The following is a 26517-nucleotide window of genomic DNA, read 5'->3' as shown; positions in this document are numbered from 1 at the left end:
TGACTTAACACTTAAGGCTTCTGAAAGCGGATGACATCTTGCTCAGAGGCTTGTTGCAGAACTTGTTTTAGTGTCTGGCAGATATGCTGAGCAAAATCAGGATCACTGATGGGCTGATGGTGTTTATCGGTGATAAAGAAGCTGTCTTCAAGTTTTTCACCGAAGGTGGCTACCTTGGCATTGTGTACTTGCAGCTCCAGTTCCACGAAGGTTCTTACCACCCTGGCCAGCAGTCCGGGCCTGTCGGTTGCCTTGATCTCCAGAAGCGTCTTTTTAATGCCAGGCAGGTTACTGATGGTGATCTGGGGTTCTTTAGCAAAGTGTCGCAGTTGCCTGGGAGTGCGTCTCTGGGCTGCAACGGGCATTTGTTTGGGATTGTTGAGAATATCTTGCAGGTGACTTTGGATCTGCACAATACGTGATTCATTATTGCCTATGGCTGAGCCATCTTCTTCTAATACGGTATAGGTATCCAGGCTGAACTGATGACTGGAGGTGATGATTCTTGCGTCCTGAATGCTCAGGTGCAGGGAGTCGAGTCCGGCCACTGTTGCAGCAAACAGGTTGGGCCGGTCCGGTGTATAGACAAAAATTTGTGAACCACTGTGCTCCCTGTCGGTGTCGGTTTCCCGTGTCAGAACCAGGGGCTCCAATGGCTTGTGGTTAAGAATTCCCCGGGTATGCCAGGCAATTTCATGGGGATCATGACGGCAAAAGTAGTCGTCATCCAGCGTGTTCCAGAGTGACTGTATCGATTGAGTGTTGAGGTTATCACCCGCCAGTAGTTCAAGCGTTTCCTGCTGAATGTCCTGCACTCTCTCGTGACTGTCGGGCATGTTCTCTATGCCGTACTCCAGAACCTGGCGAGTCTGGCTGTACAGTTGTTGCAGCAACGAAGAGCGCCAGCCATTCCATAATGCAGGGTTGGTGGCATTGATGTCGGCAATGGTGAGCAGGTAGAGATGATTCAGGTTGTTCAGGTTGCCTACTTTGCGAGCGAAATCATGAATGACTTCAGGGTCTGAAAGGTCTTTTTTCTGAGCAGTGGTCGACAGGGAGAGGTGTTCGCGCACCAGCCAGACAATCAGTCTGGTATCTACACGACGCAGGCCGTGTCTTCGACAGAACACTTCAGCGTCCGCTGCCCCCAGCTGAGAGTGGTCACCCCCACGGCCTTTGCCAATGTCGTGATAAAGACCGGCAACATAGAGCAGTTCGGGTTTTTTGATATCATGGATGAGTTTGCAGGCGATGGGGTAACGCTGCTTGTTTTCTTCATAGCGGAAACTGCGCAGGTGCTTGATCAGCAATAGCGTATGAGCATCAACGGTATAGGCGTGGAACAGGTCGAACTGCATCTGGCCAATGATGCGACCGAACTCCGGCAGGTAGCGGCCAAGGATGCCATAACGGGCCATTCTCCTCAGACTGATGGTGAGTCCGTAAGGTGCCTGCAAAAGCTGAAGAAATAATTTTGAACACCTGGGGTCTTTTCTGAACCGGTTATCAACGATATGACGAACGTCGCGCAGTAATCGGATGGTTTCAGCCCTGGGGCCGAGAATATTCGGGTCGCGGGTCATCAGCACAAACAGCTCCAGAATAGCGGGCGGGTGCTCAGTGAATACCCGGTCATGGGTCACTTCGATGTAGCCATTGTATATCTGGAATCGCTCGTTGATCGGGGTTATGGTCTGGGGTTTGTCCGCCTTAAGAATGGTGTCATCAAAATGCTGCAGGATCAGGTCTTTGAATTGGTCAACGATCAGGACGGTGCGGAAGTAGCTTTGCATGAACTGCTCCACTGCCAGTGAGCCAGGGTGGTCCTGGTAACCAAATTGTTTAGCCAGTGATCGTTGGTGGTCAAACAGCAGCCTGTCTTCGCCTCGACCTGTCAGGGTGTGCAGCGCCCAGCGTATCTTCCACAGGAATGCCCGGCAGCGGATGAGTTGTTGGTATTCAGTATCTGTCAGAAAGTTCAGGTCCATTAATTTAATGGGGTCCTGGGTGCCGAAATGTCGCTTTGCCGCCCAGCCCAGCATGTGCAGATCACGGATACCACCGGGTGAGCCTTTGATGTTGGGCTCCAGGCTGTAGGCAGTATCGGCGTATTTTTTATGGCGGGCTTTCTGTTCGTCAAATTTGGCCTGAAGATACTGATCGCTGGGCCACATGTGGCGAACATCGATCATTTCCTGAAGTCGTTTATTCAGGCTTTTTGGGTCGGACAGAGGGCGTGCTTCCATCAGGTTGGTGATGATGGTCAGGTCATCTCTGGCCTGTTCTGCGCATTCTTTTATGGATCGTACACTGGAGCCTACTTTCAGGCCGATGTCCCACAATATTGTTATAAAAGCTTCTATCTCTGACTGGTGGGCCTGGTACTTGTCGCTCTCCAGAAGAATCAAAATGTCAATATCCGAGCCGGGATGAAGCTCGCCCCGACCATAACCGCCAACGGCAAGCAGGCTGATGTGTTTAGCATCGTCCCAGGCCGATTGCTCCCACGCCGTGATAAGCATCTGGTCGATCAGCCAGGTATAGCTGTACACCAGCTGATCAATATTGACTTCTTGTCTGAACCATTGGTTGAGCGTTTCCTTGCAGGCCTGAAGGGTATTTTTGTAAAGAGGGATAGCGGGTTGATGGCGGAGGGATGCAACAAATGAATCTTTATCAAAGAGTTCGGTTTTAAGCTGATTGGGAATCTGTGGGCTTGTGTGATTCATAATAGATACTGGCACTCCGTCGCTAAAAATACTGGCTCGCACTCTTGTAACAAGCTCTCGTGACAAGCTCTCATGACAAGCTCTCATAACAAACTCGTACGACAAGAGCTGCGAGCCATTTAATAATCAAAAAGGAAGGGTCTCTTCACTTCTCAGGGTCAGTATCTCAACGCCGTCGGCGGTAACAAGAATGGTGTGCTCCCACTGGGCAGAAGGGCGGCGATCTTTAGTGACCGCAGTCCAGCCGTCTCCCAGCAGTTTGGTGAACTTCTTGCCGGCATTGATCATGGGTTCAATGGTGAATGTCATGCCTTCTTGCAGCACACAGTCGTTTTTATCCCCATAGCCATCGTAATGAAGCACCTGCGGGTCTTCATGGAAGACTTTACCAATACCGTGGCCGCAATACTCCTCAACTACGGAATAATGATGGGTGTGTGCATGTTGGGCAATCACCCGGCCAATATCGCTTAACCTGACACCCGGTTTAACGATCTCAATACCCTTGTACAGACATTCCTGGGTGACTTTTACCAGTTTTTCTGCAAAAGGCTGGGTGCTGCCGACCAGGAACATTTTGCTGGTGTCTCCGTGGTAACCGTCTTTGATCACCGTGATATCGATGTTGAGTATGTCACCATTTTTCAGGGTTTTCTTGTCGTTGGGGATGCCATGACAAACAACATGATTCAAAGAGGTGCAAATAGATTTGGGAAAGCCGGGGCGGCCGGGTGCAGCACCGTAATTCAGAGGCGCTGGAATGGCTTGTTGTTCATTAACGATATGGTCGTGACAGAGGCGATCAAGCTCACCCGTGGTAATGCCGGGCTTGACATGAGGAGTGATCATCTCCAGTACTTCAGCAGCCAGCTTGCCGGCAATACGCATTTTTTCAATGTCTTCAGGGGTTTTGATCGTGATGTTCATTTCAGATGTTCTTTGTCGGGCGCGGGAAATACTGAGAGTACTCTAAAACGAGTGACTCAGCTTTCCCGGGTCTTTACGGATTCATTGCCTGGAATTCTAACAGAAATGGCGCTTGATCACAGTGGCACGGGCTATAAATGGCCTGATGAATTGTCGGTCAAATTGTTTGTCAAATTGTCTGTCAAAAAAGTCTTTCGGCTTTGAATCATCATCTGGTTATGGTATAAAACCGCGTCTTCGTATTCAGGGTCACCTGATTGCGGGATTTTCTATTTGATTTTGTAAACAGAACTCACATACACCGACACATGATTCAGGGTGCCCGGGCGTTATCAGTGAAAGCTGGTCATCGGGTCGAACTCATGGGGTGTGTGGAGGCCTAACCCTGTAACAGGAGAATTCTCATGGCTCAAGTCACCATGCGTGACATGCTCAAGGCGGGCGTGCATTTCGGTCACCAGACTCGTTTCTGGAACCCAAAGATGAACAAATTCATCTTTGGTGCCCGCAACAAGATTCATATCATCAACCTTGAGCACACCATGCCTGCCTTTAATGGAGCGATGAGCTTCATTCGCAAGCTGGCTGAAGGTAAGAACAAGATTCTGTTTGTTGGTACCAAGCGTGCAGCCGGTAAAATCATCCGTGAAGAGGCAGCTCGCTGCGGTATGCCTTTCGTGGCTCATCGCTGGTTGGGCGGTATGCTGACCAACTACAAGACCATCCGTCAGTCTGTACGTCGTCTGCGTGATCTGGAAGCTCAGGCTGAAGACGGTACTTTCGAAAAACTGACCAAGAAAGAAGCCCTGATGCGCCGTCGTGATCTGGAAAAACTGGATCGCTCCCTGGGTGGTATCAAGGAAATGGGTGGTTTGCCAGACGCATTGTTTGTGATCGATGTTGAGCACGAGCGCATCGCTATCCAGGAAGCTAATAAGCTGGGTATCCCTGTTATTGGTATCGTGGACACCAACTCCAGTCCTGAAGGTGTTGACTACGTTATTCCGGGTAATGATGACGCGATTCGTGCTATTCAGCTCTACATCAAGGCTGCTGCTGATGTTGTCCTCGAAGGTCGTACGGCTGCCAATACTGGCGCTGAAAGCGAATTCGTGGAAGTAGAAGTAGAAGCGGAAAAAGCAGTCGAAGCCAAGGCTGATGACGCTCAGGAAGACGCTAAGGAAGCTTAATCTTCGGATCGTTGAGAAAAGGGGGGCGTGGCCCCCTTTTTCAGATTATAAAGAGCGTTGGTTATTTTGGGGCGGTCAGGCTCCTGGGGCTGCCCTGAACCCTTAATAGAATATTTGCGAGAGGAATCCACCATGGCAGCAATTACTGCAGCACTGGTTAAGGAACTGCGTGAACGCACTGGCCTGGGCATGATGGAGTGCAAGAAGGCTCTGGTTGCTTCAGAAGGTGATATCGAAAAAGCGATTGAAGAGCTGCGTAAATCTGGTCAGGCGAAAGCCGCCAAGAAAGCAGGTCGTACTGCCGCTGAAGGTATTGTCGCTACCAAAGTTGCCGAAGATGGCAGCTTCGGTGTAATGGTCGAAGTGAACTCCGAGACCGACTTTGTTGCCCGTGACGACAACTTCCTGGGTTACGTTCAGAGAGTGGTGGATGCCGCTTTTGACCGTAAGGAAGCTAACGTAGCCAGGCTGATGGAAGGTGAGCTGGAAGAAGCTCGTCTGGCCCTGGTGCAGAAGATCGGTGAAAACATCGGTGTTCGCCGTATTGAAATCGTAGAAGGTGGCGTGGTCGACGCTTACGTTCACGGTAACAAGCGCATTGCTGTTCTGGTTAGCCTGAATGGAGGCAACTCCGAGCTGGCTCGTGATGTGGCCATGCACGTTGCAGCTGTTAACCCTCAGGTCGTTAACAAGGACGATATGCCGGCTGAACTGGTCGAGAAAGAGAAGGAAATCTTCAAGGCTCAGGCAGAGCAGTCCGGTAAGCCTGCTGAAATCATCGAAAAGATGATTGTTGGTCGTATTAACAAGTACCTGGCTGAAAACAGTCTGACTGAGCAGCCTTTTGTTAAAGACCCTGATGTTAAGGTGGGTGCCCTGGCCAAGAAAGCTGGCGCTACCATCACTGGCTTCGTGCGTTACGAAGTGGGTGAGGGGATTGAGAAAGAAGAAGTGGACTTCGCTGCTGAAGTTCGCGCTCAGGCTGGACTCTAATCCTGATACTGGTTATTACTGGTTAATGGATGGTGCCTGACCTGTCAGCTGGGCAGACTCGATTGGGTCTGTTCAGCAGCCCAGCAGGTTTTCCCGTCTAATCTGCGGGCTGTTAGGGACAGGCGCTTCTTCGCCTAACTCTGAATTGGAAAGCTGAAAATGCCGGCAAATGATCGACAACCTAAATACAAGCGCATTCTGCTTAAACTCAGTGGCGAGGCCCTTCAGGGAGCAGGGGACTTTGGCATTGATCCCAGTGTTCTTGACAGAATGGCCCTGGAAATCGGCCAGCTGGTGGGTATCGGCGTTCAGGTTGGTATCGTCATCGGTGGCGGAAACCTCTTTCGTGGCGCAGCATTAAGTGCTGCTGGCCTTGACCGTGTGACTGGCGACCATATGGGGATGCTGGCCACAGTCATGAATGCTCTGGCGATGCGCGATGCCCTTGAGCGTTCAAACATCAACACCCGTGTTATGTCTTCTATCCCGATGGATGGTGTCGTTGAACACTATGACCATCGTCGTGCAATGCGCTACCTCAATGGTGGTGATGTAGTGATCTTTTCAGCAGGTACCGGCAACCCTTTCTTTACCACAGATTCAGCAGCCTGCCTGCGTGGAATTGAGGTTGAATCCGATGTTGTGCTGAAAGCAACCAAAGTTGACGGAATCTACGACAAGGATCCGGTCAAATACCCTGATGCAGAAAAATTCGAATACCTGACCTATGATGATGTGCTTGAGCGCAAACTCGGCGTGATGGATTTGACTGCTATCTGTCTGGTTCGTGATCAGCAGATGCCTGTTCGGGTTTTCAATATGAATAAATCCGGTGCTCTGCTCAATGCAGTGGTAGGTGGCGAAGAAGGAACACTGGTGAGTGGGGTGGTGAATGATTGAAGAAATTAAGCAAGATGCGCAAGAGCGCATGAGTAAAAGCATAGATTCTCTGGATGGTGCATTTGCCAAAATTCGTACTGGCCGTGCGCACCCTAGTCTGTTGGACAGTGTCCGGGTTTCTTATTACGGCTCTGAAACACCTTTGAGTCAGGTGTCGAATATTTCTACTGAAGATGCCCGGACCCTGGCCGTGCGCGTCTGGGAAAGGCAGATGGTTCCTGATGTAGAAAAAGCGATCCTGAAATCCGACCTGGGTTTGAACCCTTCCACTGCCGGTGAAGTGATTCGTATTCCTTTGCCTCCTCTGACTGAAGAAACCCGTAAAGGTTACACCCGTCAGGCCCGTCAGGAAGCCGAGAACGCCAAAATTGCCATTCGCAATATACGTCGTGATGCTCTGGCCGACATCAAGGAACTGGAAAAAGAAAAGGAAATCAGTGAAGACGATGAGCGTCGTGCACAGGACGATATCCAGAAAGTAACGGACAAATACATTGCTGCTGTTGATGCTGCCCTGGCCAGCAAAGAAAAAGATCTGATGGAAGTCTGAGTGCCCCGTCTTCTTCTTATTGATTGCTGACAGGCCTGTCTGTGTCAGTCTGGATATAGCTGTATTTTATACCCATGATTGTCTGATGCTCCTCTAAATGTCGATCAGGGATGGTGTTTCTCAGGCGGGTCTGTGTATCCGGTCTGGGTTGTCAGGTGTGGCGCTTGTGCGGGTGTTTGTGATGTTCTGTGAACCCCTGCATGGTGCCGCAGATAAATTATTTTTTAGATCAACAAAATAGTGAATGGCCATGAAATCGCAAGAGGAAATCGGCAGCTTAGCGGAAATACCGGTTAACAGGTTGCCTCGCCATGTGGCCATTATTCTGGATGGAAATAACCGCTGGGCGAAACAGCGATTGCTTCCGAGTCTTGCTGGCCATCGAGCAGGTGTAAAAGCGGTCAGGGAAGTGGTTGAGGCCTGTGGTGAAGTGGGTGTTGAGGTTCTGACTCTGTTTGCTTTCAGTAGTGAGAACTGGAACCGGCCAAAAAATGAAGTGGATGGCCTGATGGAGTTGTTTCTGAGAACACTGCGCAGGGAAACCGGCAAACTTAAAAAAAATAATATCAGGCTGAAGATTATAGGCGACGTAAGTCGTTTTAGTCCTGATATCCAGGCGCATATTGCCGAAGCAGAAGCTTCGACGGCCGACGGCGCCAAGGTGACTTTGGTGATTGCTGCCAATTACGGTGGGATGTGGGATATTGCACAGTCGGCCCGCAAAGTGGCTAACATGGTAGAGCGAGGGGAGATATCCGCTGACGAAGTTGATGAGTCGTTGATTGGTCAACATTTGAGTACAGCTGGTATACCCGACCCTGATCTTCTAATCAGAACCAGTGGTGAACAGCGTATCAGTAACTTCCTTTTGTGGCAGTGTGCCTACAGCGAATTTTATTTTACCAGAACCTTTTGGCCGGATTTTAATCGCAGGGAGTTTGAGCGTGCGCTTCTGGCTTATGTCAATCGCCAGCGACGGTTTGGCAAAACCAGCGAGCAGGTGGAGGCTGAGGCTACGTGTTAAAACAGAGAATTCTCACTGCTGTGGTTCTGGCAGTCCTGGCTCTGGGCAGTGTTATTTTTCTTCCCCCCGCCGCATTTTCAGTCCTGATTGCCCTGATTATTATGCTGGGAGCCTGGGAGTGGGCCAATCTTTCCGGTGTTGAGGACACTGTCGCCAGAGTAGGTTATTTGTTGCTGGTCGGTGCGGTCTGCTGGTTTGTCAAAGGTGTCTCAGCCTATGTGCTGCTGGCTGTATCGGCTGTCTGGTGGCTGGTGGCATTTGCCCTGGTCAGGGGTTACCCGGCTTCTGCCCGTTTCTGCCGCAGTCGTTTATTGAGACTGGTGATGGGCGTGTTGACCCTGGTTCCTGCCTGGTTTGCGCTTTCAAAACTCAAGTTTTATGACCAGCAGGGCTGGACTATTATGCTGGTCTTCCTGTTAGTATGGGCGGCGGATATAGGGGCTTATTTTGCCGGGAAGAATTTTGGACGTCACAAGCTGGCGGCGCTGGTGAGCCCTAAAAAAACCGTTGAAGGTTTGGTGGGTGGGCTACTGATGTCGTTATTTACAGCGGCTTGTGTCGGTCTTTATTATGATCTTTCTTTTGTCCGGGGGCTGGGTCTCCTGATGCTTTCAATCACGGTCGTGCTGGTTTCTGTACTGGGTGATTTGTTTGAAAGTATGCTCAAGCGTGAGCGTGGGATAAAAGACAGTAGTAATTTATTGCCAGGTCATGGTGGGGTGCTGGACAGGATAGACAGTCTGACAGCGGCCGTGCCGGTCTTCACTCTGGCTCTGATTGTCGGTGGGAGTTAAGCATGCAACAAGTTTGTGTACTGGGTTCAACCGGATCTATCGGAAAAAGTACTCTGGATGTTATTGCCCGAAACACTGATCGCTACAAAGTCAGGTCGCTGGTGGCGTGTCGTAGTCATGACGTCATGCTGGAGCAGGTCAGGGCGTTTAAGCCTGACTTTGCTGTCATGTCAGATCCTGATGTTGCCAATCAGTTGAGGGCGTCGGTACAAGCTGAAGGGATCAAAACAGAAGTTTTGGGAGGAACCCGTTCAGTTGCCCAGGTGGCAGCGGATTCAGATGTTGATATCGTCATGGCAGCGATTGTCGGGGCGGCAGGTCTGCTGCCCACTCTGGCTGCTGTCAAGGCAGGTAAGAAGGTTTTGTTGGCAAATAAAGAGGCACTGGTTATGACGGGTGCACTTTTTATGGATTCAGTGAAAGAGTCTGGCGCCCAACTGTTGCCGATTGATAGTGAGCACAATGCGATCTTTCAGTGTCTCCCCCATGGCTATCGTCAAGGTCTTCAAAAGGTTGGGGTTCGCAGGATTCTATTAACTGCTTCAGGCGGTCCTTTCAGAGAGGCTCCGGTCGACATTCTTGCCACGGTAACGCCTGCCCAGGCTTGTGCTCATCCAAACTGGAGTATGGGGCAAAAGATTTCAGTGGATTCGGCCACCATGATGAACAAGGGGTTGGAGTTTATTGAGGCTTGCTGGCTGTTTGGAGCCCGCCCCTCCCAGGTTGAGGTGATGATTCATCCGCAGAGTATTATTCATTCTCTGGTGGATTATGAGGATGGCTCTGTGCTGGCGCAGATGGGGAACCCGGATATGCGCACACCAATTGCTCATGCACTGGCCTGGCCGGAACGCATTCAGTCCGGTGTCGAGCCCCTTTCTCTGACCGACATTGGCAGACTGGACTTTCAGAAGCCCTGTATGCAGCGTTTCAGGTGCTTGCAGCTGGCTCAGGATGCTGCTTCTACGGGTGGGACCGCCGCCGCTATGCTCAATGCAGCCAATGAAGCGGCGGTGGAGGCCTTTCTGGGTGATCGTCTTCGCTTTGATCGTATCCCTGAAGTTATTGATGCTACGCTACAGGCACTTCAAGTAAACAGTGCAGGTGATATTGAACAGGTGCTGGATGCTGATCGTCGGGCCAGGTTGCAAGCCAGTACTCAGATTGAGCGCTGGTACAAGACAGCTTGATGTTTTCAACAAGGCATCTATTTCACTGTTATTCTGGTGATATTCTGTTTAGAGTCGTATGTTAATCACTAAACTCTGTCACTCACTGCTGCCTGGTATTTCAGTACCAAATTAGACAGGCAAGCGTACTGGAGGTTGGGTAGCGCAAAATGATATTTGGAACTTTGCAGACGTTTCTGGCTTTTGTCATAACGTTGGGAATTCTTGTCAGTATTCATGAGTTCGGCCACTTTTGGGTGGCTCGGCGTTGTGGTGTCAAGGTTCTGCGTTTTTCAGTGGGTTTTGGCAAGCCGCTCTGGAGACGAACCGATCGCCAGGGAACTGAATACGTTATTGCTGCTATCCCTCTTGGTGGCTATGTCAAGATGCTGGATGAGCGGGAAGGGCCAGTCTCTGAATCGGAAAAGGCGCTCGCTTTTAATAACAAACCTGTTCTGTCCCGAATAGCCATTGTGGCTGCGGGTCCGATCGCTAATTTCTTGCTGGCTATAGTGGCGCTTTGGTTAATGTATGTGCTGGGCGTAAAGACTGTATTGCCACAGGTTGAAAAAGTACTGCCCGACTCACCTGCGGCAATGGCTGGTATTCAACCCGGTGATGAGATTTTAAGGATTGGCTCAGCGGTGACGCCGGGGTGGCAGCAGGTTAATATGAAGCTTTTGTCGTTTATTGGTGACAGTCGTTCCATTGATGTAAGTGTCAGGTCGGGGGTGCCGGGCCAGAAGCCGGAAGGCAGCGAAGTGATCAGGCAGGTGCCCTTGAATAACTGGCTGGTAGGTCAGGAAGACCTGAACCCTGTCAAGGCATTGGGGATTGTGCCCTATTCACCTCAGATACCAGCCGTTATCGGTCAGGTTGTCGCAGGTGGTGCTGCTGAGCAGGCGGGTTTGAAACCTGGAGACAAGATTCTTAAAACCGACGGTGAGCCTGTACAGGATTGGCTGGCATGGGTTAACCTGATTCGTAGTCACCCTGGTAAAACACTGCACATAGAGATTGAACGAAATAACAGTCTCCAGTGGCTTGCCATTACGCCGGGTGAGAAAGAAGTGGAAGGTCGGCGTGTGGGTTATATCGGTGCCGGTGTGCAGTCAGTCTCCTGGCCTGACGATATGGTCAGAACCCTGCAATATAACCCCTTGTTAGCTGTACCCAAAGCCGTTCAGGCAACATCCGCCCTAACGGGAATGACGCTTGAGTCGCTGTGGAAGATGGTGGTTGGGCTGGTTTCGGTAAAAAACTTGAGCGGTCCCATCACCATTGCTAAAGTGGCTGGCGCATCTCTGCAATCAGGACTGGAGAATTTTCTCTATTTCCTGTCCATGTTGAGCGTCAGTCTCGGGGTTTTGAATTTACTGCCTATTCCTGTACTGGATGGAGGACATCTGTTGTTTTATCTGGTGGAATGGGTTAGAGGAAAACCTCTGTCTGAAAAGACCCAGACGGTTGGGTTGAAAATTGGGGTGACTCTGGTGGTCAGTGTCATGATGTTGGCTCTGTACAATGATATAAGCCGGTTATTCTGATGCGACTACCCAGAGTAAAAGATGAACACGGACTAAGAACGGATTCCATGAAGCGATCACTGTTGTCCCTGCTGATTGGCTCAATGGCCTATGCGTCAGGCGCTCATGCTTTTGTAGTGTCTGATATCCGGATTGATGGCCTGCAGAGGGTTTCAGCCGGTACAGTATTTAATGCGTTGCCCATAGAAGTTGGGGATGATATTGAGTCTGTGCAAATTTCCAGTGCAGCTAAATCTCTGTTTCAGACAGGGTATTTCAAAGATATTCAAATGGCCCGAGATGGCGATATTCTGGTTATCTCGGTTATCGAGCGGCCTTCCATCAGTGAGATAGTTATCAAGGGTAACAAGGCGATCAAGACGGAAGATCTCAAGCAGGGTCTGAGCAAGTCAGGTCTGGCAGAGGGTGAGATTTTTCAGCAGGCTACCCTAGAGGCTATTCGGCTGGAACTGGAGCGCCAGTATGTTGCCCAGGGTCGATACGGTGCCAGTATTACCGCTGATGTTGAAGCCCAGCCCCGCAACCGGATCAAGCTGACGATTAATGTCAAAGAAGGTAAAGTAGCCACCATTCAACATATCAATGTGGTCGGTAATACCGTTTTCCCGCAGGAAGATGTGATTGATCTGTTTGAGCTCAAGAAGTCTAACTGGCTTTCATTTTTCGGTTCCAGCGATAAATATTCCCGGGAAAAACTCTCGGGTGACCTGGAACGACTCCGTTCCTATTACCTGGACAGGGGTTATATCAACTTTAATATTCGCTCCACTCAGGTCTCGATCAGCCCTGATAAGCAAAGTGTCTTTATCACAGTGAATGTTGATGAAGGCGACAAATACACGGTGAGTGATGTCAAGCTGGCGGGTGACTTGATTATTCCTGAAGAGGAAGCCAAGCGTCTGCTGCTGGCTAGGCCAGAGCAGGTATTTTCTCGTCGTGTGATCACCGCAACAGAAGAAACTCTGAGCAGGCGTCTGGGTAACGAGGGTTATACCTTTGCCAATGTAACGGGTATTCCCACTCCCGATCACGAAAAGAAAACGGTTTCCCTGACATTCTTCGTTGATCCGGGCAAGCGCGCTTATGTTCGCAGGATTAACTTCTCCGGAAACACCAAAACTGAAGATGAAGTTCTGCGTCGTGAGATGCGTCAGCTGGAAGGTGCCTCTGCCAACACCCAAAAGATTGAACAGTCCAAGGTGCGTCTGGAGCGACTGGGTTTCTTCAAATCAGTCAATGTTGAAACACCACCGGTGCCTGGCACCAGTGACCTGATCGATGTCAACTACACCGTTGAAGAGCAGCCGTCAGGCAGTATTTCTGCCAGTGTCGGTTACTCGCAGTCGGATGGGCTGCTGCTGGGTGGCTCCATCAGTCAGAATAACTTCCTGGGAACGGGTAACAGGGTGTCTGTAGGTCTGAACAAGAGTGATGTCAGCCAGCTCTATAACTTCAGTTTTATGGACCCATACTTTACCGTGGATGGCGTGAGTCGCGGATTTAGCTTGTATCATCGTTCTTATGATTACAGCAACACCGATATTTCAAATTACGCCGCTGATACAACCGGTGCCAATGTTAACTTCGGGTACCCGATTTCGGAAACTCAGTCTATCAGCATGGGGGTGGGTGTTGATGCTACCAGTATTACCACAGGTACAGAAACACCGGATTACATTCTCGATTACCTGAAGGCGAACGGTGACAGCTATACCAACATCAAAACGACGCTGAGCTGGTCTGAAAATGAATTGAACCGGGGCTTACTGCCGACACGGGGATACTCCCAGAGTGCCACGGCGCAGGTGACCATTCCGGGCTCAGATGTCAGCTTTTACAAGCTCGTTTATCGTGGCCAGTACTTCTATCCTTTTACTGACTCACTGACCGGACGCATCTCCACCAGAATTGGTTACATCGGTGCCTATGGTAGTACCACCGATATACCTTTCTTTGAGCATTTCTATGCGGGTGGCTTTGGCTCTGTTCGTGGCTATAAAGATAATTCCCTGGGTCCGAAGGCGAAAGAGCAGAATGACAATGATTACAACGCTATTGGTGGTGACTTTGTCTTTGAGGGTACCGCTGAGATACTGTTCCCGCTGCCCTTCGTGAAAGACCAGCGTTCGCTCAGAACCAGCCTGTTCTTTGATTTCGGTAATGTCTTTGATACCACGTGTCCCAGCGGGGATATCAAGGACTGTTCAAATCCAGATTTTGGCTCGCTCCGCTACAGTGCGGGTGTGGGCCTGACCTGGATTACGCCGCTTGGGCCACTGACGTTCAGTCTGGCCAAGGCGCTTAACCCTCAGGGTGAAGACGAGACACAGGTGTTTGCGTTCTCTCTGGGTACGCCTTTCTAAACAACTGTTCACGATCTTACTTAGGAAGTCCTCAGTAAGATCGTGAACAGCAGCTGTCCTCTTTCCTGATGTTCCTCATCCATTAGAACCATTGTTTTGTGCGGGGTGATGCCCATTGTTTTTAATGGAATGTTTTGGCAGCAGGCAGGGCAGTTTTACTGATTGTATACAGTCAATGCAGCATGAAATAGATGCGATATAGTCTTATTTCATTATAATGAGCCCATTCTCGCCAGCCGCTGTAGGAGAGCCCCGAAGCTGTCCCCGGATGTACCTGACAGGCTCTCCGGGTGAGTTGGCTCGTGGACGTGTGCTCTGGCTTAGGCTTTGTGTTTTTTATTCAGGAGAATAAACTTGAAATCGATCAAATTGGCATTTGTGGCCCTGTTGCTGTTGTCACCATTGGCTCAGGCGCAAAAGATCGCTGTTGTGGATCCACTAATGGCCATCCAGGAATCGGATGCCGCCAAAAAGTATGCCAAAGAAGCCGAAAAACTGTTTGCACCTAAAATCAAACAGCTCAAAACACTGCAGGATGAAATCAAGGGTTTGGAACAAAAGCTGCAAAAAGACGGTCCTACTTTGACTGAGAGTCAGCGCGAGAGTCGTCAGCTTGAAATTAAGCGTAAGTTTGAAGATCTTCAGTTGCAGGATCGACAGCTGCGTAGCGAAAAAGCCCGTTCTGACCAGGCCGAACTGGGTAAGATGAGGCCGAAGCTGGAAAAAGCGCTTGATGAAGTGTCTAAAGAGCTGAACTATGACATGGTTCTGGAGCGTGGTGCTGTACCTTACCTCAAGCCTGAGTTTGATATCACCCGCAAAGTGATTGAGCGTATGAACAAGTTGAAGTAATACATGAAGCAGTCTTTTTCCTTCACCCTGTGTGAGCTGGCTGACAAGGTAGGTGCTGAACTCAGGGGGGATGCCGGGGAGCGCATCTCCGGCTTGAACACCCTTCAGGATGCGATTGCCGGGGAGCTGGCTTTTTTAGCAAACCCGGCCTACGCTCGCTATCTGGAGAGTACGGGGGCCAGTGCTGTTATTTTGGCTCCGGATCAGGCCAAAGCCTGGAGTGGGAATGCGCTGATTCTGGATAATCCCTACCTGGGGTATGCTTCTCTTTCTCATCTTTTTGATACCGATAAGGGGCAGCCGGAAGGTGTTCATCCCTCTGCTGTTGTTGCTTCTGATGTCGAGATTCATCCAACGGCGGCAATAGGTCCGCAAGTAGTGATTGAGTCTGGAGTACAGATTTCTGAAGGTGTTCGGATTGATGCGGGCGCTGTCATCGGTCATGACTCCGTGATTGGTAAGAATAGTCACATTTGTCGGAATGTTTCTGTTTGCCACGGTGTCTTTATTGGTGAGCGCAGTATTATTCACGCCAATGCTGTGATTGGTGCCGATGGATTTGGTAATGCCCGTTTAGACGGGCAGTGGCATAAAATTGCCCAGATCGGCGGTGTGGTTATTGGTAATGATGTCGAGATTGGTTCCTGCACCTGTATTGATCGTGGCGCATTGGGTGACACAGTGATACAGGATGGGGTCAGGATCGACAATCTGGTACAGATTGCTCATAACGTGGTGATAGGCAAACACACCGCCATCGCCGCCAATGTCGGTATTTCCGGCAGTACCAGGGTCGGTGAGTATTGCACCATTGCCGGTGCTTCGGGTCTTGCGGGTCATATCACCATTGCCGACCATGTTCATTTGTCTGGCATGGCGATGGTCACCAAATCCATAACCCGCCCGGGGGCCTACGCATCCGGAACAGGCATTATGGAAGCGGGGGAGTGGCGAAAGAATGCTGTTCGCTTCAGAAAGCTTGATGATTTAGCCAAACGTCTGAAACAGTGTGAGCGCCGACTCGAAGAGTGAAATGTGTTTTTTAAATAACCTGTGCAAGAAAGGAACTACAGTCTTGATTGATTCCCGTTCCAGCCAAGAATCAAATACTGTTCGGGATGAGTTGATTCATCCGACAGCTATCATCGATCCGGGTGCTGTTCTGGCGCCGGACGTAAAGGTCGGCCCCTATGCCGTTGTTGGCGCAAACGTTGAAATTGACTCTGGAACAGAAATCCATGCCCATGTCGTCATCAGGGGGCACACCCGAATAGGCAAAAATAACCGTATTTTTCAGTTCTCCAGTGTTGGCGAAGATTGTCAGGATCTGAAATACGCAGGCGAAACGAGCTGGTTGGAAATGGGCGACAATAATGTGATTCGCGAAGGTTGCACTATTCACCGGGGAACTGCGCAGGATAGTTCGGTCACCCGGATTGGCTGCAATAATCTGTTGATGGCCTATGTCCATGTCGCCCATGACTGCATCGTTGGCAATAACATTATTCTGGCTAACAACGCCACGCTGGCAGGTCATGTCAGAATCGGTGATGGGGTTATCCTTGGCGGGTTTACCACTGTGCACCAGTTCTGCGTCATCGGTGATTACAGTATGAGTGCTGCTCATACCGCCATCTTCAAGGATGTTCCTGCCTTTGTGATGGTCAGTAAGAACCCGGCTAAGGCCCATGGTATGAACGTTGAGGGTATGAGACGTCGTGGCTACAGTCCGGAATTGATTCGTGAATTACGTCGATGTTACAAGCTGATCTACCGGCAGGGGCTGCGGACCAGCGAGGCTCTGGTCAGGCTTGAAGCCATGGAAAAACAACCCGAAATCCAGTTGCTGATTGACTCTCTGAAAGCATCGACTCGCGGTATCACACGCTGATCCCCGTCCGTTCTGTCAGCCACCTATTTTTTCACGGTAATTAGGAATGTCCAGAACACTGTCATTTGCTCTGGTGGCCGGGGAGGCCTCGGGTGATCTGTTGGGAGCAGCCCTGATCAGGGAGATCAAACGCCATCACCCTGATGCCCGATGCTACGGAATCGGTGGCCCGATGATGATCGCCGAAGGGTTTGAGAGTCTTTTCCCCATGGAGCGACTGTCGGTGATGGGGCTGGTTGAGGTCCTGGGACGACTGAAAGAGTTATTGGGTATTCGCAGGCAACTGAAAGAAACCTTTGTGGCAGAAAGGCCGGATGTTTTTATCGGAATTGATGCTCCTGACTTTAACTTGCCTTTGGAAAAGTTCCTTAAATCCAATAGGATACCCACGGTTCATTATGTAAGCCCTCAGGTTTGGGCATGGCGGGAAGGGCGCTTGAAACACATCAGGTGCTCGGTGGATCACATGCTTGCACTGCTCCCGTTTGAAGCCGATTACTACCAGGGGCACGGGGTTCCGGTTACGTTTGTTGGCCATCCCCTGGCCGATCAGGTGCCCTGGAAGCCGGATGCGGTTGCGGCTCGCCGCTGCCTCGGAATCGATGAAGAAGGGCTGGTGGTCGCCCTGTTGCCGGGCAGTCGAAAAGCCGAGGTCTCCCGTTTGGGGGCGCTTTTCTTAAAAACGGCACGTCTGTTAAAGAAAGATCATCCCGATATTCGGTTCCTGATTCCCTGTGCCAGTGAAAAGAGAAAGTTGCAGCTGCTGCCCATGCTGGCAAATTTCCCGGATCTGGATGTTACCGTTGCCGTCGGTAAAGCGTCCGGGATGATGGCAGCGGCCAATGCTATTTTGATTGCTTCGGGAACGGCCACTCTGGAGGCGGCTTTACACAAAAGACCCATGGTCATCAGTTATCGGATGGCGTCTTTGAGTTTTGCGATTCTCAGTCGGCTGGTGAAAGTTGATCATGTTGGGTTGCCGAATTTGTTGGCGAGCGAGCCTTGTGTCCCTGAGCTGCTGCAAAATGATGCGACACCTGAAAAGCTCTACGAGGCCATGATCAGGGCATTGGATGATCAGGAGTGGCGAAATCACCTGATTCAGGAATTTACAGCGATTCATAAAACCCTCAAACGGGATGCCAGTGCTTTGGCTTACGAGGCGGTGATGTCGGTGGTAGGAAAATACGATGGAACAAAGTGAGATGGGCTTTTTTGCTGTCCCTGAGAGTGTGACACGGGTTTGCGGTGTCGACGAAGTGGGGCGGGGGCCGCTCTGTGGTCCGGTGGTGACGGCGGCTGTTATTCTGGACCCTGATCATCCCATTGCCGGATTGAATGATTCCAAGAAACTCTCTGAAAAAAAGCGTGATGCGCTCTTTGAAGAAATTAAAGAGAAAGCATTAGCCTGGTCCATCGGCAGGGCCGAAGTTCATGAAATAGATGAACTGAATATTCTTCATGCCACGATGCTGGCCATGCAAAGAGCGGTGGCTGGCCTGTCAGTGAAACCTGAACTGGCCCTGATTGATGGTAATCGTTGTCCCGATCTGCCTTGTCCTGCCGAGGCTGTGGTCAAGGGAGACGGTTCTGTTCCAGAGATCGGGGCTGCCTCCATTCTGGCAAAAGTGACACGGGATCGGGAAATGGTTGAGCTGGACAAGCGGTATCCCGGTTATGGGATCAGTGGTCACAAAGGCTATCCCACCAAGGTTCATATGGATGCCCTGAAAAAGCTGGGAGCCACGCCCATTCATCGTCGTTCGTTCAAGCCTGTTCGCGAAGTTCTGGAAGCATCAGAGCTTTGATGTGTGGCAGATAACCCGGCTCTGTTGTTAGAATCAAAAATCACAATCAGTAGGTTTACCTTCTCTCATGCCTGCACGCTTCATACATCTGAGACTCCATACAGAATTTTCCCTGAGCGATGGCCTGGTTCGCATCAAGCCTCTGATCAAAGCGATTGGAGAGCGGGGCTTTCCAGCGGTGGCCGTCACCGATCAGTCAAACCTTTGCTCACTGGTAAAGTTTTATAACAGTGCCCAGGGGGCAGGAATTAAACCCATCAGTGGCGCTGATCTCTGGGTAACCCATTCTGACCCGGCTCTTGAGCCTGTGAGGCTGGTGCTGCTGTCCATGAATGAGAAGGGCTACAGAAATCTCACAGAACTGATTTCCCAGTCATTCCTGGAAAACCAGCGCCATGGCAAAGCCGTTGTCAAAAGAGAGTGGATCCAGGAAAAATCTGAAGGCTTGATAGCACTGTCAGGCGCCAGGGAAGGGGATGTCGGTCAGGCCATTCTTAATGGCAACGAGGCGCTGGCGGGTGAGCTGTTGACCGAATGGATGGCTGCCTTTCCGGGGCGTTACTATCTTGAGCTTCATAGAACCTCCCGGGCGGGTGATGAGGAGTGTCTGCACGGTTCTGTCGCCCTGGCTGAACAATACGATTGCCCGGTGGTAGCCACCAACGATGTGATGTTCCTCAATAAAGAAGACTTCGAGGCCCACGAAGCCAGGGTCTGTATTGGTGAAAGTTCAACCCTGGACGACCCGCGCCGGGTCAAGCGATACAGCGAAGAACAGTACCTGAAAACGGAAGAAGAGATGTGTGAGCTCTTCTCCGACATCCCTGAAGCCCTCGAAAATTCAGTGGAGATTGCCCGACGCTGCTCGGTTTATGTACATCTGGGCGAATACTTTCTGCCCGAGTTTCCCATCCCTGAAGGGATGACCATGGATGCGTTTTTCAGGAAGTTTTCCCATGATGGTTTGACGGAGCGTTTGCAAACCATTCTGGACCCTGCTGACCCGGAATACGCCAGCAAAGAAAAAGTGTATCGGGATCGCCTTGATTTTGAGCTGGATATCATCCTCCAGATGGGTTTTCCAGGTTACTTCCTGATCGTAATGGACTTTATCCAGTGGTCTAAAAATAACGGCATTCCGGTAGGTCCGGGTCGGGGTTCCGGTGCCGGTTCACTGGTGGCCTACGTCCAGAAAATTACCGATCTTGATCCTATCCAATACGATTTGCTATTCGAGCGATTCCTGAATCCGGAACGGGTATCCATGCCCGACTTTGATGTCGACTTCTGCATGGATGGCAGAGACCGGGTTATTGATTATGTCGCCAGAACCTACGGTCGCGATGCGGTCTCCCAGATCATTACCTTCGGTACCATGGCGGCTAAAGCGGTGGTCAGGGATGTCGCCAGGGTTCAGGGTAAGTCTTATGGTCTTGCCGACCGGCTCTCGAAAATGATTCCTTTCGAGATTGGTATGACCCTCAGCAAAGCTCATGAGCAGGAAGCCACGATCAGGGATTTTCTTGATGTCGATGAAGATGGCAGAGAAATCTGGGATATGGCGCTCAAGCTGGAAGGGGTTACCCGGAATGTCGGTAAGCACGCCGGTGGTGTGGTGATAGCACCCACCAAGCTCACCGATTTTGCCCCGCTTTATTGTGATGAATCCGGCGGCAGTATCGTTACCCAGTTTGACAAGAATGATGTGGAGTCAGCCGGTTTGGTGAAGTTTGACTTTCTGGGGCTGAGAACGCTGACCATCATTGACTGGGCGCTGAAAATGATCAATCCCCGCCGCCAGCAGCGTGGCGAGGATGAACTCGACATCATGATGATCGATCTGGAGGACAAGTTCTCCTACGACATGCTTAAACGAGCGGAGACCACCGCCGTTTTCCAGCTTGAATCCCGGGGCATGAAGGATCTGATCAAGCGTCTTCAGCCCGACTGCTTTGAAGATATTATTGCCCTTGTGGCCCTGTTCCGTCCGGGGCCGCTGCAATCGGGCATGGTGGATAACTTCATTAACCGTAAGCATGGCCGGGAAGAGTTGTCCTATCCGGATGCTCAATATCAGCACGAGTGGCTGCAACCGATTCTCCAGCCTACCTATGGCATCATCCTGTATCAGGAGCAGGTGATGCAGATCGCTCAGGTGCTGGCGGGTTATACCCTGGGCGGTGCCGATATGCTGCGTCGGGCCATGGGTAAGAAAAAACCGGAAGAGATGGCCAAACAGCGGGCGGTCTTTGAAGAAGGTGCTATCAAGCAGGGGATTGATGGCGAGCTGGCGATGAAAATCTTCGACCTGGTGGAGAAATTTGCCGGTTACGGGTTTAACAAATCTCACTCCGCTGCCTATGCCCTTGTCTCTTATCAGACGCTCTGGCTGAAAGCTCATTACCCTGCTGAATTTATGGCGGCCGTTATGAGCTCGGATATGCAGAATACCGACAAGGTCGTGACGTTTATCGAAGAGTGTCGTGAGATGGAACTTACCGTCCTGCCGCCGGATGTTAACAGCGGTGACTATATGTTTGGCGTCAATGAAGACGGACATATTGTGTATGGCCTGGGGGCCATCAAAGGCGTGGGTGAAGGCCCTATTGAGTCGATTGTTGAAGCGCGAAAGTCAGGCGGAGCGTTTAAGGATCTCTTTGATTTCTGTGAGCGGGTCGATGCCAAGAGTATCAATAAACGGGTTCTGGAAGCGTTGATTCGATCCGGTGCCCTTGATTTGCTGGGGCCTGCGCCGGGTAAAAAGTCCCGATACAATTTTAACCGCGCGGTATTGGAGTCCAGCCAACCTGAAGCCATGAAAGCGGCAGACCAGGCCGCCAAGAGTTTTGATTCTGGCCATGGCGATCTGTTTGGTGCCCTGGTACCCGCTGGTGAAGAGAACGTCTACGACAAGTACGGCAAGGTCGAAGAGTGGACCGATAAAGTCCGGCTGAGCGGTGAAAAAGACACCCTGGGTCTGTATCTGACCGGCCATCCTATCGATGAATATGAGCAGGAGATCAAGCATTTTATTCGTAATCGTATCCGCGATCTTCAGCCTGCCAGAGGCGAAAGTCAGAACATAGCGGGCCTGGTGGTGGCCATGAGAACCATGAGAAACAAACGCGGCGACAAAATGTGTTTTGTGACATTGGATGACCGTACTGGCCGGATCGAGGTGTCTATTTTTGCTGATGTTTTTGAGCAGTGTCAGGCGCTTCTCAAAATGGATACGGTGATCGTCTTTGAAGGGGAGGTCAGCTTTGATGACTATTCGGGTAGCCTCAAGGTCAGGGCCAGGAAAGCACTTAACCTGATTGATGCCCGAAGTTACTATGCCCGCAGGCTGCTGGTGGATTTACACCATGAGCAGGTGGACAGAGTCTTTCATACCAAAATGTCCGGCCTGCTCGAACAGCATCCGGGGCACCTCCCGGTGCAGGTCAACTATACCCGTGAAGATGCTTCGGCCAGTCTCCAGTTGGGTGAGCAATGGAATGTCAGTCCCAGTGATGATCTGGTGTTGGGTTTGAGGCAATGGCTGGGGAAAGAATCCACCAAAGTAGAGTATCAGTAACGGACGCTTACGCTTTTTAACTCGACATATTGATCGCTTTTACGTATTTTTCGCTGATGCTGAACTCTTGAAGTGGAATCTATGAACCCGAACTATCTGGATTTTGAACAGCCGATTGCTGAGTTGGAAGCAAAGATCGAAGAACTGAGACTGGTCAGCAGCGATGCCGAACTGAACATTACGGATGAAATCAGCCGTTTGCAGAACAAGTGCAAAACCCTGACCGAACAGATATTTTCTGATCTGTCTGCCTGGCAGGTGGCTCAGCTTTCCAGGCACCCACGTCGCCCATACACTCTGGATTATATTCAATATCTTTTTACTGAGTTTGATGAGTTGCATGGTGATCGACACTTTGCCGATGACGCTTCTATCGTCGGCGGTATCGCCCGATTCAATGATCGCCCGGTCATGGTGATCGGTCATCAGAAAGGCCGTGAAATCAAAGAAAAAGTGCTTCGAAACTTTGGTATGCCCAAGCCCGAAGGTTATCGGAAAGCCTGTCGGCTGATGGAGATGGCTGAACGTTTCAAAATGCCTGTCATGACGTTTATTGATACTCCGGGCGCTTATCCGGGCATTGGTGCAGAAGAGCGTGGTCAGAGTGAGGCCATCGCCTACAACCTGGCTGTTATGTCTCGCCTGCGAGTGCCTATTATTTCTACGGTTATCGGTGAAGGGGGTTCCGGCGGCGCTTTGGCCATCGGTGTCTGTGACCGGCTATTAATGCTGCAGAACTCCATCTATTCAGTGATTTCTCCTGAAGGTTGTGCGTCGATTCTCTGGAAGAAATCAGAATACGCTCCTACAGCGGCAGAAGCGATGGGCGTCACGGCGTCCCGGCTGAAGGAACTGGAGCTGGTAGATCGTCTGGTTACCGAGCCTCTGGGTGGTGCTCACAGTCATCCTGAAGTGATGGCCGCTTCGCTGGGTGCAGCCCTGGAAGAAGAACTCCAGAAACTGGAAAAAATGAATGCGGATGAATTGATCGAAAGCCGTTATCAGCGAATCAGGGATTATGGCGCTGTCTGATGGCGGATCAGCCTTTTGTCGCCCTCTCGTCGCATTAGCTGAACACCTTTCTGAGCAAGTCAAAACCGTTGCCGGGAGGCCCCTTGTGGTGGCCTTCAGCGGCGGTGTCGATTCCACGGTTCTCCTTCATTTACTGGTGTCTCTGCGGGAACAGGCGGCGGTTGAGTCACTCTCGGCGGTTCATATTCACCACGGGCTTAGTGACAACGCTGATTCATGGGCGGAACATTGCCTGTCTGTTTGCCGACAATGGCAGGTTCCCCTGGAGGTCGTCAAAGTCGCCATTAATTCATCCTCTGATATTGAACGACAGGCTCGTGAGGCTCGCTATGCCGTTTTTGAAGACTGTCTACCTGAGGGGGGGTGTTTGCTGATGGGTCATCATCAGGATGATCAGGCGGAAACCGTGCTCTTTCGACTGCTACGAGGCAGTGGGCTGGATGGCGCAGCCGGTATGCCTGTTTCAAGAGCTTTGGGTAGCGGGATTTTGTTCAGACCTTTGCTTAATACTCCCCGGAAACACATTGAAAACTATGCAAAAAATTATGATTTGGATTTTGTAGAGGATGAATCCAATCAGGATCAGAGGTTCCGTCGTAACTTTCTGAGGCGCGCTCTGATGCCTCAGATTGAGGCTGTCTGGCCGGGCGTTGCTGCTCGACTGGCGCAGTTTTCCGAGGATGCCTCTGAAGCGAATCAGATTATTCTTGAGCAAACAGAGCAGTACGCCCGGCAGATTATTCAACCTCCCCCTTCCCATTTTTGGGGTGAGCGCAGCATTTTAGATTTGCAGGCGCTCAGGCTCATTAATGACGCAGCAGCCCGAAGAGTGGTTCGTTACTGGCTGGCAACTCACCAGGTCCAAATGCCGGATAGAGCCCGGCTGAGCGTCCTGTTTTCGGATTTGATTGAGGCCACAGGGGATGCTGAACCTATTGTCCGTCTGGGGGCTTTTCAGTTGCGCCGCTTTGCCGGAAAACTGGTGCTGCTTGGTCAGCCTGAATTTATTAAGAAAGAGTTGATTAAGAATGAGTTGATTGAAAAAGAAGCACTTGAGTGGCAATGGTGTCTGGATCGAAGCATTGAGCTGCCTTTTTCAGGGGGAAGGCTGTCGTTGCAGGAAGGCGGTAATGTTTGCTTGCCTGAGGTGCCATTGCGCATACTGTTTCGTGCTCAGCTGCCTGCGGGGCTGAAAATCGCTGTGAAAGGGCGCCGGGGTCGTAAAACCATCAAACGCTGGTTGCAGGACTATCAGGTTCCGCCCTGGGTCAGGGAAAGCATTCCTTTTATTTTCCATGGCGATGAGCTGGTGGCGTTACCGGGAGTTTTTGTCACAGTCAGTTACGCCTGTGAGCCGGGTTTGGGTCAATGCCTGTCCTGGCGTCCTGATGTTTGAGTCTGGACAGCAGCACTGAAATTGAACTTTTTCAGCATTTTCTCAGTATCTGTTTTACGTTTAGTAACGGTTTTGGTATCCTGATCTCCCATCTTGAGTATCCATTTTTTCCCGCATTTTAAGAGTCAGCAGATAACAATGACGCGTTATATTTTCGTCACCGGTGGTGTTGTATCCTCATTGGGCAAAGGCATTGCATCAGCCTCCCTCGCAGCTATCCTTGAAGCACGCGGTCTTAAGGTGACGATGCTGAAGCTGGATCCCTACATTAATGTTGATCCGGGTACCATGAGTCCGTTCCAACACGGTGAAGTGTTTGTCACTGAAGACGGTGCTGAGACCGACCTTGATCTGGGCCATTATGAGCGTTTTGTGCGCACCACCATGAAGAAGGGTAATAACTTTACTACCGGTAGAGTTTACCAGGATGTGTTGCGTAAAGAGCGTCGTGGTGATTATTTGGGTGGTACAGTTCAGGTTATTCCTCATATTACCGATGAAATCAAGCGCCGCGTTGTTCAGGGTGCCGGTGATGCCGATATCGCCATGGTTGAAATTGGCGGTACCGTGGGTGACATTGAGTCTCAGCCATTCCTGGAAGCGATTCGCCAATTGAAAGTTGAGCTGGGTTCTTCCCATGCTTTGCTGATGCACCTGACTTTGGTGCCCTATATCAAGACGGCCGGTGAAACCAAGACCAAGCCTACCCAGCACTCTGTTAAAGAGTTGCGATCCATCGGTCTTCAGCCGGACATCCTGGTTTGTCGCAGTGAGCAGTTTATTGAAGCCTCTGCCCGTCGCAAGATCTCTTTGTTCACTAACGTGGAAGAGCGTGCAGTTATTTCTCTGGAAGATGCCGATACCATTTACCGCATTCCCCAGATGCTCCATGAACAGGGCCTGGATCAGATTGTTGTCGATAAGTTTAATCTGGATACACCGGCTGCAGATCTGTCTGAGTGGGCAGATGTTGTCGACCGTGACACCCACCCTGAGCAAGAAGTCACTATTGCCATGGTCGGCAAATACATGGAGCTTCTGGATGCCTATAAATCCCTGATTGAAGCGATTCGACACGCCGGATTAAAAACCCGTACCAAGGTCACTATTCGCTATGTTGACTCCGAGCTGCTGGAGCAGGAAGGTCTGAGCCGTCTGGAAGGTGTCAGTGCGATTCTGGTGCCGGGTGGTTTTGGTCATCGGGGTGTGGAAGGTAAGATTCAGGCGGTTCGTCATGCCCGTGAGAACAGGGTTCCCTATTTGGGTATCTGCCTGGGGATGCAGGTCGCTGTGATTGAGTACGCTCGTAACAAAGCGGGTCTGGAAGGAGCCAACAGCTCCGAGTTTGATCAGAATTCCCAGCATCCGGTGGTAGGTCTGATTACTGAATGGCTGTCTTCCGACGGTGCCGTCGAGACTCGTACCGAGGCGTCCGACCTGGGTGGAACCATGAGACTGGGTGCCCAGAAGTGTCATCTTATTCCTGGTACGCAGGCTCATTCTGCTTATGGTAAAGACGCTGTCACTGAGCGCCACCGTCATCGCTATGAAGTGAATAACAATTACCTCCCAGCCTTGCAGAAGGCGGGTCTGGTTATTTCCGGACGTTCTGAAGATAATGCCTTGGTTGAAATGGTGGAAGTGGCAGAGCACCCCTGGTTTGTGGCCTGTCAGTTCCACCCTGAATTTACCTCGACGCCAAGGGATGGTCACCCGCTCTTTAAGTCATTTATTGAAGCAGCTCTGGACCATCAGGCTCGACAGGATTAAGGACG

20 protein-coding genes are annotated in these 26517 nt (G+C 50.8%); 18 read left to right on the top strand and 2 right to left on the bottom strand.

Features of this window, described 5'->3' with window-relative positions; genetic code table 11:
- Window positions 1-11: 11 nt before the first annotated feature.
- Together glnD and map are read right to left on the bottom strand one after the other, a co-directional pair.
- Window positions 12-2729: a [protein-PII] uridylyltransferase gene (gene glnD, locus K7B67_RS09470; RefSeq protein ID WP_252180095.1), complete on the bottom strand. Its 2718-nt coding sequence runs from the start codon at window positions 2727-2729 to the stop codon at window positions 12-14.
- Between the two features lie 126 nt (window positions 2730-2855).
- Window positions 2856-3686: a type I methionyl aminopeptidase gene (map, locus tag K7B67_RS09465; protein ID WP_346658274.1), complete on the bottom strand. Its 831-nt coding sequence runs from the start codon at window positions 3684-3686 to the stop codon at window positions 2856-2858.
- Window positions 3687-4060: 374 nt separating this feature from the next.
- Between map and rpsB the strand changes: the two genes are divergently transcribed.
- From rpsB to K7B67_RS09375, 18 genes are all read left to right on the top strand, one after another.
- Complete coding sequence (gene rpsB, locus K7B67_RS09460; protein WP_252180093.1) at window positions 4061-4846, top strand: 30S ribosomal protein S2; 786 nt, start codon at window positions 4061-4063, stop codon at window positions 4844-4846.
- Between the two features lie 132 nt (window positions 4847-4978).
- Window positions 4979-5839, top strand: coding sequence for a translation elongation factor Ts (tsf, locus tag K7B67_RS09455; RefSeq protein ID WP_252180092.1), 861 nt, complete (start codon window positions 4979-4981; stop codon window positions 5837-5839).
- Window positions 5840-5998: 159 nt separating this feature from the next.
- A complete protein-coding gene (pyrH, locus tag K7B67_RS09450; RefSeq protein WP_252180091.1) occupies window positions 5999-6739 on the top strand; it encodes a UMP kinase in 741 nt (246 codons plus the stop codon).
- Window positions 6732-7289: a ribosome recycling factor gene (gene frr / locus K7B67_RS09445; RefSeq protein ID WP_252180090.1), complete on the top strand. Its 558-nt coding sequence runs from the start codon at window positions 6732-6734 to the stop codon at window positions 7287-7289. The genes pyrH and frr overlap by 8 nt, the downstream gene beginning before the upstream one ends.
- 250 nt (window positions 7290-7539) lie before the next feature.
- Entirely contained in the window at window positions 7540-8313 is a 774-nt protein-coding gene (locus tag K7B67_RS09440; protein WP_252180089.1) for a polyprenyl diphosphate synthase, read from the top strand.
- Window positions 8307-9107 carry a phosphatidate cytidylyltransferase gene (locus tag K7B67_RS09435; protein WP_252180088.1) on the top strand — a complete coding sequence of 267 codons (801 nt, stop codon included), beginning with the start codon at window positions 8307-8309 and terminating at the stop codon, window positions 9105-9107. Before K7B67_RS09440 ends, K7B67_RS09435 begins: the two co-directional genes overlap by 7 nt.
- A gap of 2 nt (window positions 9108-9109) precedes the next feature.
- Window positions 9110-10297: a 1-deoxy-D-xylulose-5-phosphate reductoisomerase gene (gene ispC / locus K7B67_RS09430; RefSeq protein WP_252180087.1), complete on the top strand. Its 1188-nt coding sequence runs from the start codon at window positions 9110-9112 to the stop codon at window positions 10295-10297.
- A 149-nt stretch (window positions 10298-10446) separates the two neighbouring features.
- On the top strand, window positions 10447-11823 hold the full coding sequence (gene rseP, locus K7B67_RS09425; RefSeq protein ID WP_252180086.1) for a sigma E protease regulator RseP: 1377 nt from the start codon (window positions 10447-10449) through the stop codon (window positions 11821-11823).
- Window positions 11824-11870: 47 nt separating this feature from the next.
- On the top strand, window positions 11871-14186 hold the full coding sequence (gene bamA / locus K7B67_RS09420; RefSeq protein ID WP_252180085.1) for an outer membrane protein assembly factor BamA: 2316 nt from the start codon (window positions 11871-11873) through the stop codon (window positions 14184-14186).
- Window positions 14187-14540: 354 nt separating this feature from the next.
- Window positions 14541-15038: an OmpH family outer membrane protein gene (locus tag K7B67_RS09415; RefSeq protein WP_252180084.1), complete on the top strand. Its 498-nt coding sequence runs from the start codon at window positions 14541-14543 to the stop codon at window positions 15036-15038.
- 3 nt (window positions 15039-15041) lie between these two features.
- Complete coding sequence (lpxD, locus tag K7B67_RS09410; protein WP_252180083.1) at window positions 15042-16070, top strand: UDP-3-O-(3-hydroxymyristoyl)glucosamine N-acyltransferase; 1029 nt, start codon at window positions 15042-15044, stop codon at window positions 16068-16070.
- A gap of 91 nt (window positions 16071-16161) precedes the next feature.
- Complete coding sequence (gene lpxA, locus K7B67_RS09405) at window positions 16162-16929, top strand: acyl-ACP--UDP-N-acetylglucosamine O-acyltransferase (RefSeq protein ID WP_252180559.1); 768 nt, start codon at window positions 16162-16164, stop codon at window positions 16927-16929.
- Between the two features lie 46 nt (window positions 16930-16975).
- Window positions 16976-18133, top strand: coding sequence for a lipid-A-disaccharide synthase (gene lpxB, locus K7B67_RS09400; RefSeq protein ID WP_252180082.1), 1158 nt, complete (start codon window positions 16976-16978; stop codon window positions 18131-18133).
- Window positions 18120-18737, top strand: coding sequence for a ribonuclease HII (gene rnhB, locus K7B67_RS09395; RefSeq protein WP_252180081.1), 618 nt, complete (start codon window positions 18120-18122; stop codon window positions 18735-18737). The genes lpxB and rnhB overlap by 14 nt, the downstream gene beginning before the upstream one ends.
- Before the next feature lie 67 nt (window positions 18738-18804).
- Window positions 18805-22314 (top strand): DNA polymerase III subunit alpha, encoded by a 3510-nt coding sequence (gene dnaE / locus K7B67_RS09390; RefSeq protein WP_252180080.1) that lies wholly within the window; start codon window positions 18805-18807, stop codon window positions 22312-22314.
- Between the two features lie 81 nt (window positions 22315-22395).
- Window positions 22396-23346, top strand: a complete 951-nt coding sequence (locus K7B67_RS09385; protein WP_252180079.1) for an acetyl-CoA carboxylase carboxyltransferase subunit alpha — start codon at window positions 22396-22398, stop codon at window positions 23344-23346.
- The gene (gene tilS, locus K7B67_RS09380; RefSeq protein WP_252180078.1) at window positions 23333-24742 is read left to right on the top strand and encodes a tRNA lysidine(34) synthetase TilS; all 1410 of its coding nucleotides are present in this window, start codon (window positions 23333-23335) and stop codon (window positions 24740-24742) included. Before K7B67_RS09385 ends, tilS begins: the two co-directional genes overlap by 14 nt.
- Window positions 24743-24880: 138 nt before the next feature.
- Window positions 24881-26512 carry a CTP synthase gene (locus tag K7B67_RS09375; protein WP_252180077.1) on the top strand — a complete coding sequence of 544 codons (1632 nt, stop codon included), beginning with the start codon at window positions 24881-24883 and terminating at the stop codon, window positions 26510-26512.
- Window positions 26513-26517 lie beyond the last annotated feature (5 nt).

Origin of the sequence: Endozoicomonas sp. 4G (assembly GCF_023822025.1) — a bacterium.
Classification (GTDB): domain Bacteria; phylum Pseudomonadota; class Gammaproteobacteria; order Pseudomonadales; family Endozoicomonadaceae; genus Endozoicomonas_A.
The sequence above is the reverse complement of the archived record's forward strand: the minus strand, read 5'-3'. Positions and strand labels throughout refer to the sequence as shown.

Coding starts and splice junctions, on each gene's coding strand:
- glnD (WP_252180095.1), bottom strand. CDS start 2,729: ATGAATCACACAAGCCCACAGATTCCCAATCAGCTTAAAACCGAACTC.
- rpsB (WP_252180093.1), top strand. CDS start 4,061: ATGGCTCAAGTCACCATGCGTGACATGCTCAAGGCGGGCGTGCATTTC.
- tsf (WP_252180092.1), top strand. CDS start 4,979: ATGGCAGCAATTACTGCAGCACTGGTTAAGGAACTGCGTGAACGCACT.
- pyrH (WP_252180091.1), top strand. CDS start 5,999: ATGCCGGCAAATGATCGACAACCTAAATACAAGCGCATTCTGCTTAAA.
- frr (WP_252180090.1), top strand. CDS start 6,732: ATGATTGAAGAAATTAAGCAAGATGCGCAAGAGCGCATGAGTAAAAGC.
- K7B67_RS09440 (WP_252180089.1), top strand. CDS start 7,540: ATGAAATCGCAAGAGGAAATCGGCAGCTTAGCGGAAATACCGGTTAAC.
- ispC (WP_252180087.1), top strand. CDS start 9,110: ATGCAACAAGTTTGTGTACTGGGTTCAACCGGATCTATCGGAAAAAGT.
- rseP (WP_252180086.1), top strand. CDS start 10,447: ATGATATTTGGAACTTTGCAGACGTTTCTGGCTTTTGTCATAACGTTG.
- bamA (WP_252180085.1), top strand. CDS start 11,871: ATGAAGCGATCACTGTTGTCCCTGCTGATTGGCTCAATGGCCTATGCG.
- lpxD (WP_252180083.1), top strand. CDS start 15,042: ATGAAGCAGTCTTTTTCCTTCACCCTGTGTGAGCTGGCTGACAAGGTA.
- lpxB (WP_252180082.1), top strand. CDS start 16,976: ATGTCCAGAACACTGTCATTTGCTCTGGTGGCCGGGGAGGCCTCGGGT.
- rnhB (WP_252180081.1), top strand. CDS start 18,120: ATGGAACAAAGTGAGATGGGCTTTTTTGCTGTCCCTGAGAGTGTGACA.
- dnaE (WP_252180080.1), top strand. CDS start 18,805: ATGCCTGCACGCTTCATACATCTGAGACTCCATACAGAATTTTCCCTG.
- K7B67_RS09385 (WP_252180079.1), top strand. CDS start 22,396: ATGAACCCGAACTATCTGGATTTTGAACAGCCGATTGCTGAGTTGGAA.
- tilS (WP_252180078.1), top strand. CDS start 23,333: ATGGCGCTGTCTGATGGCGGATCAGCCTTTTGTCGCCCTCTCGTCGCA.
- K7B67_RS09375 (WP_252180077.1), top strand. CDS start 24,881: ATGACGCGTTATATTTTCGTCACCGGTGGTGTTGTATCCTCATTGGGC.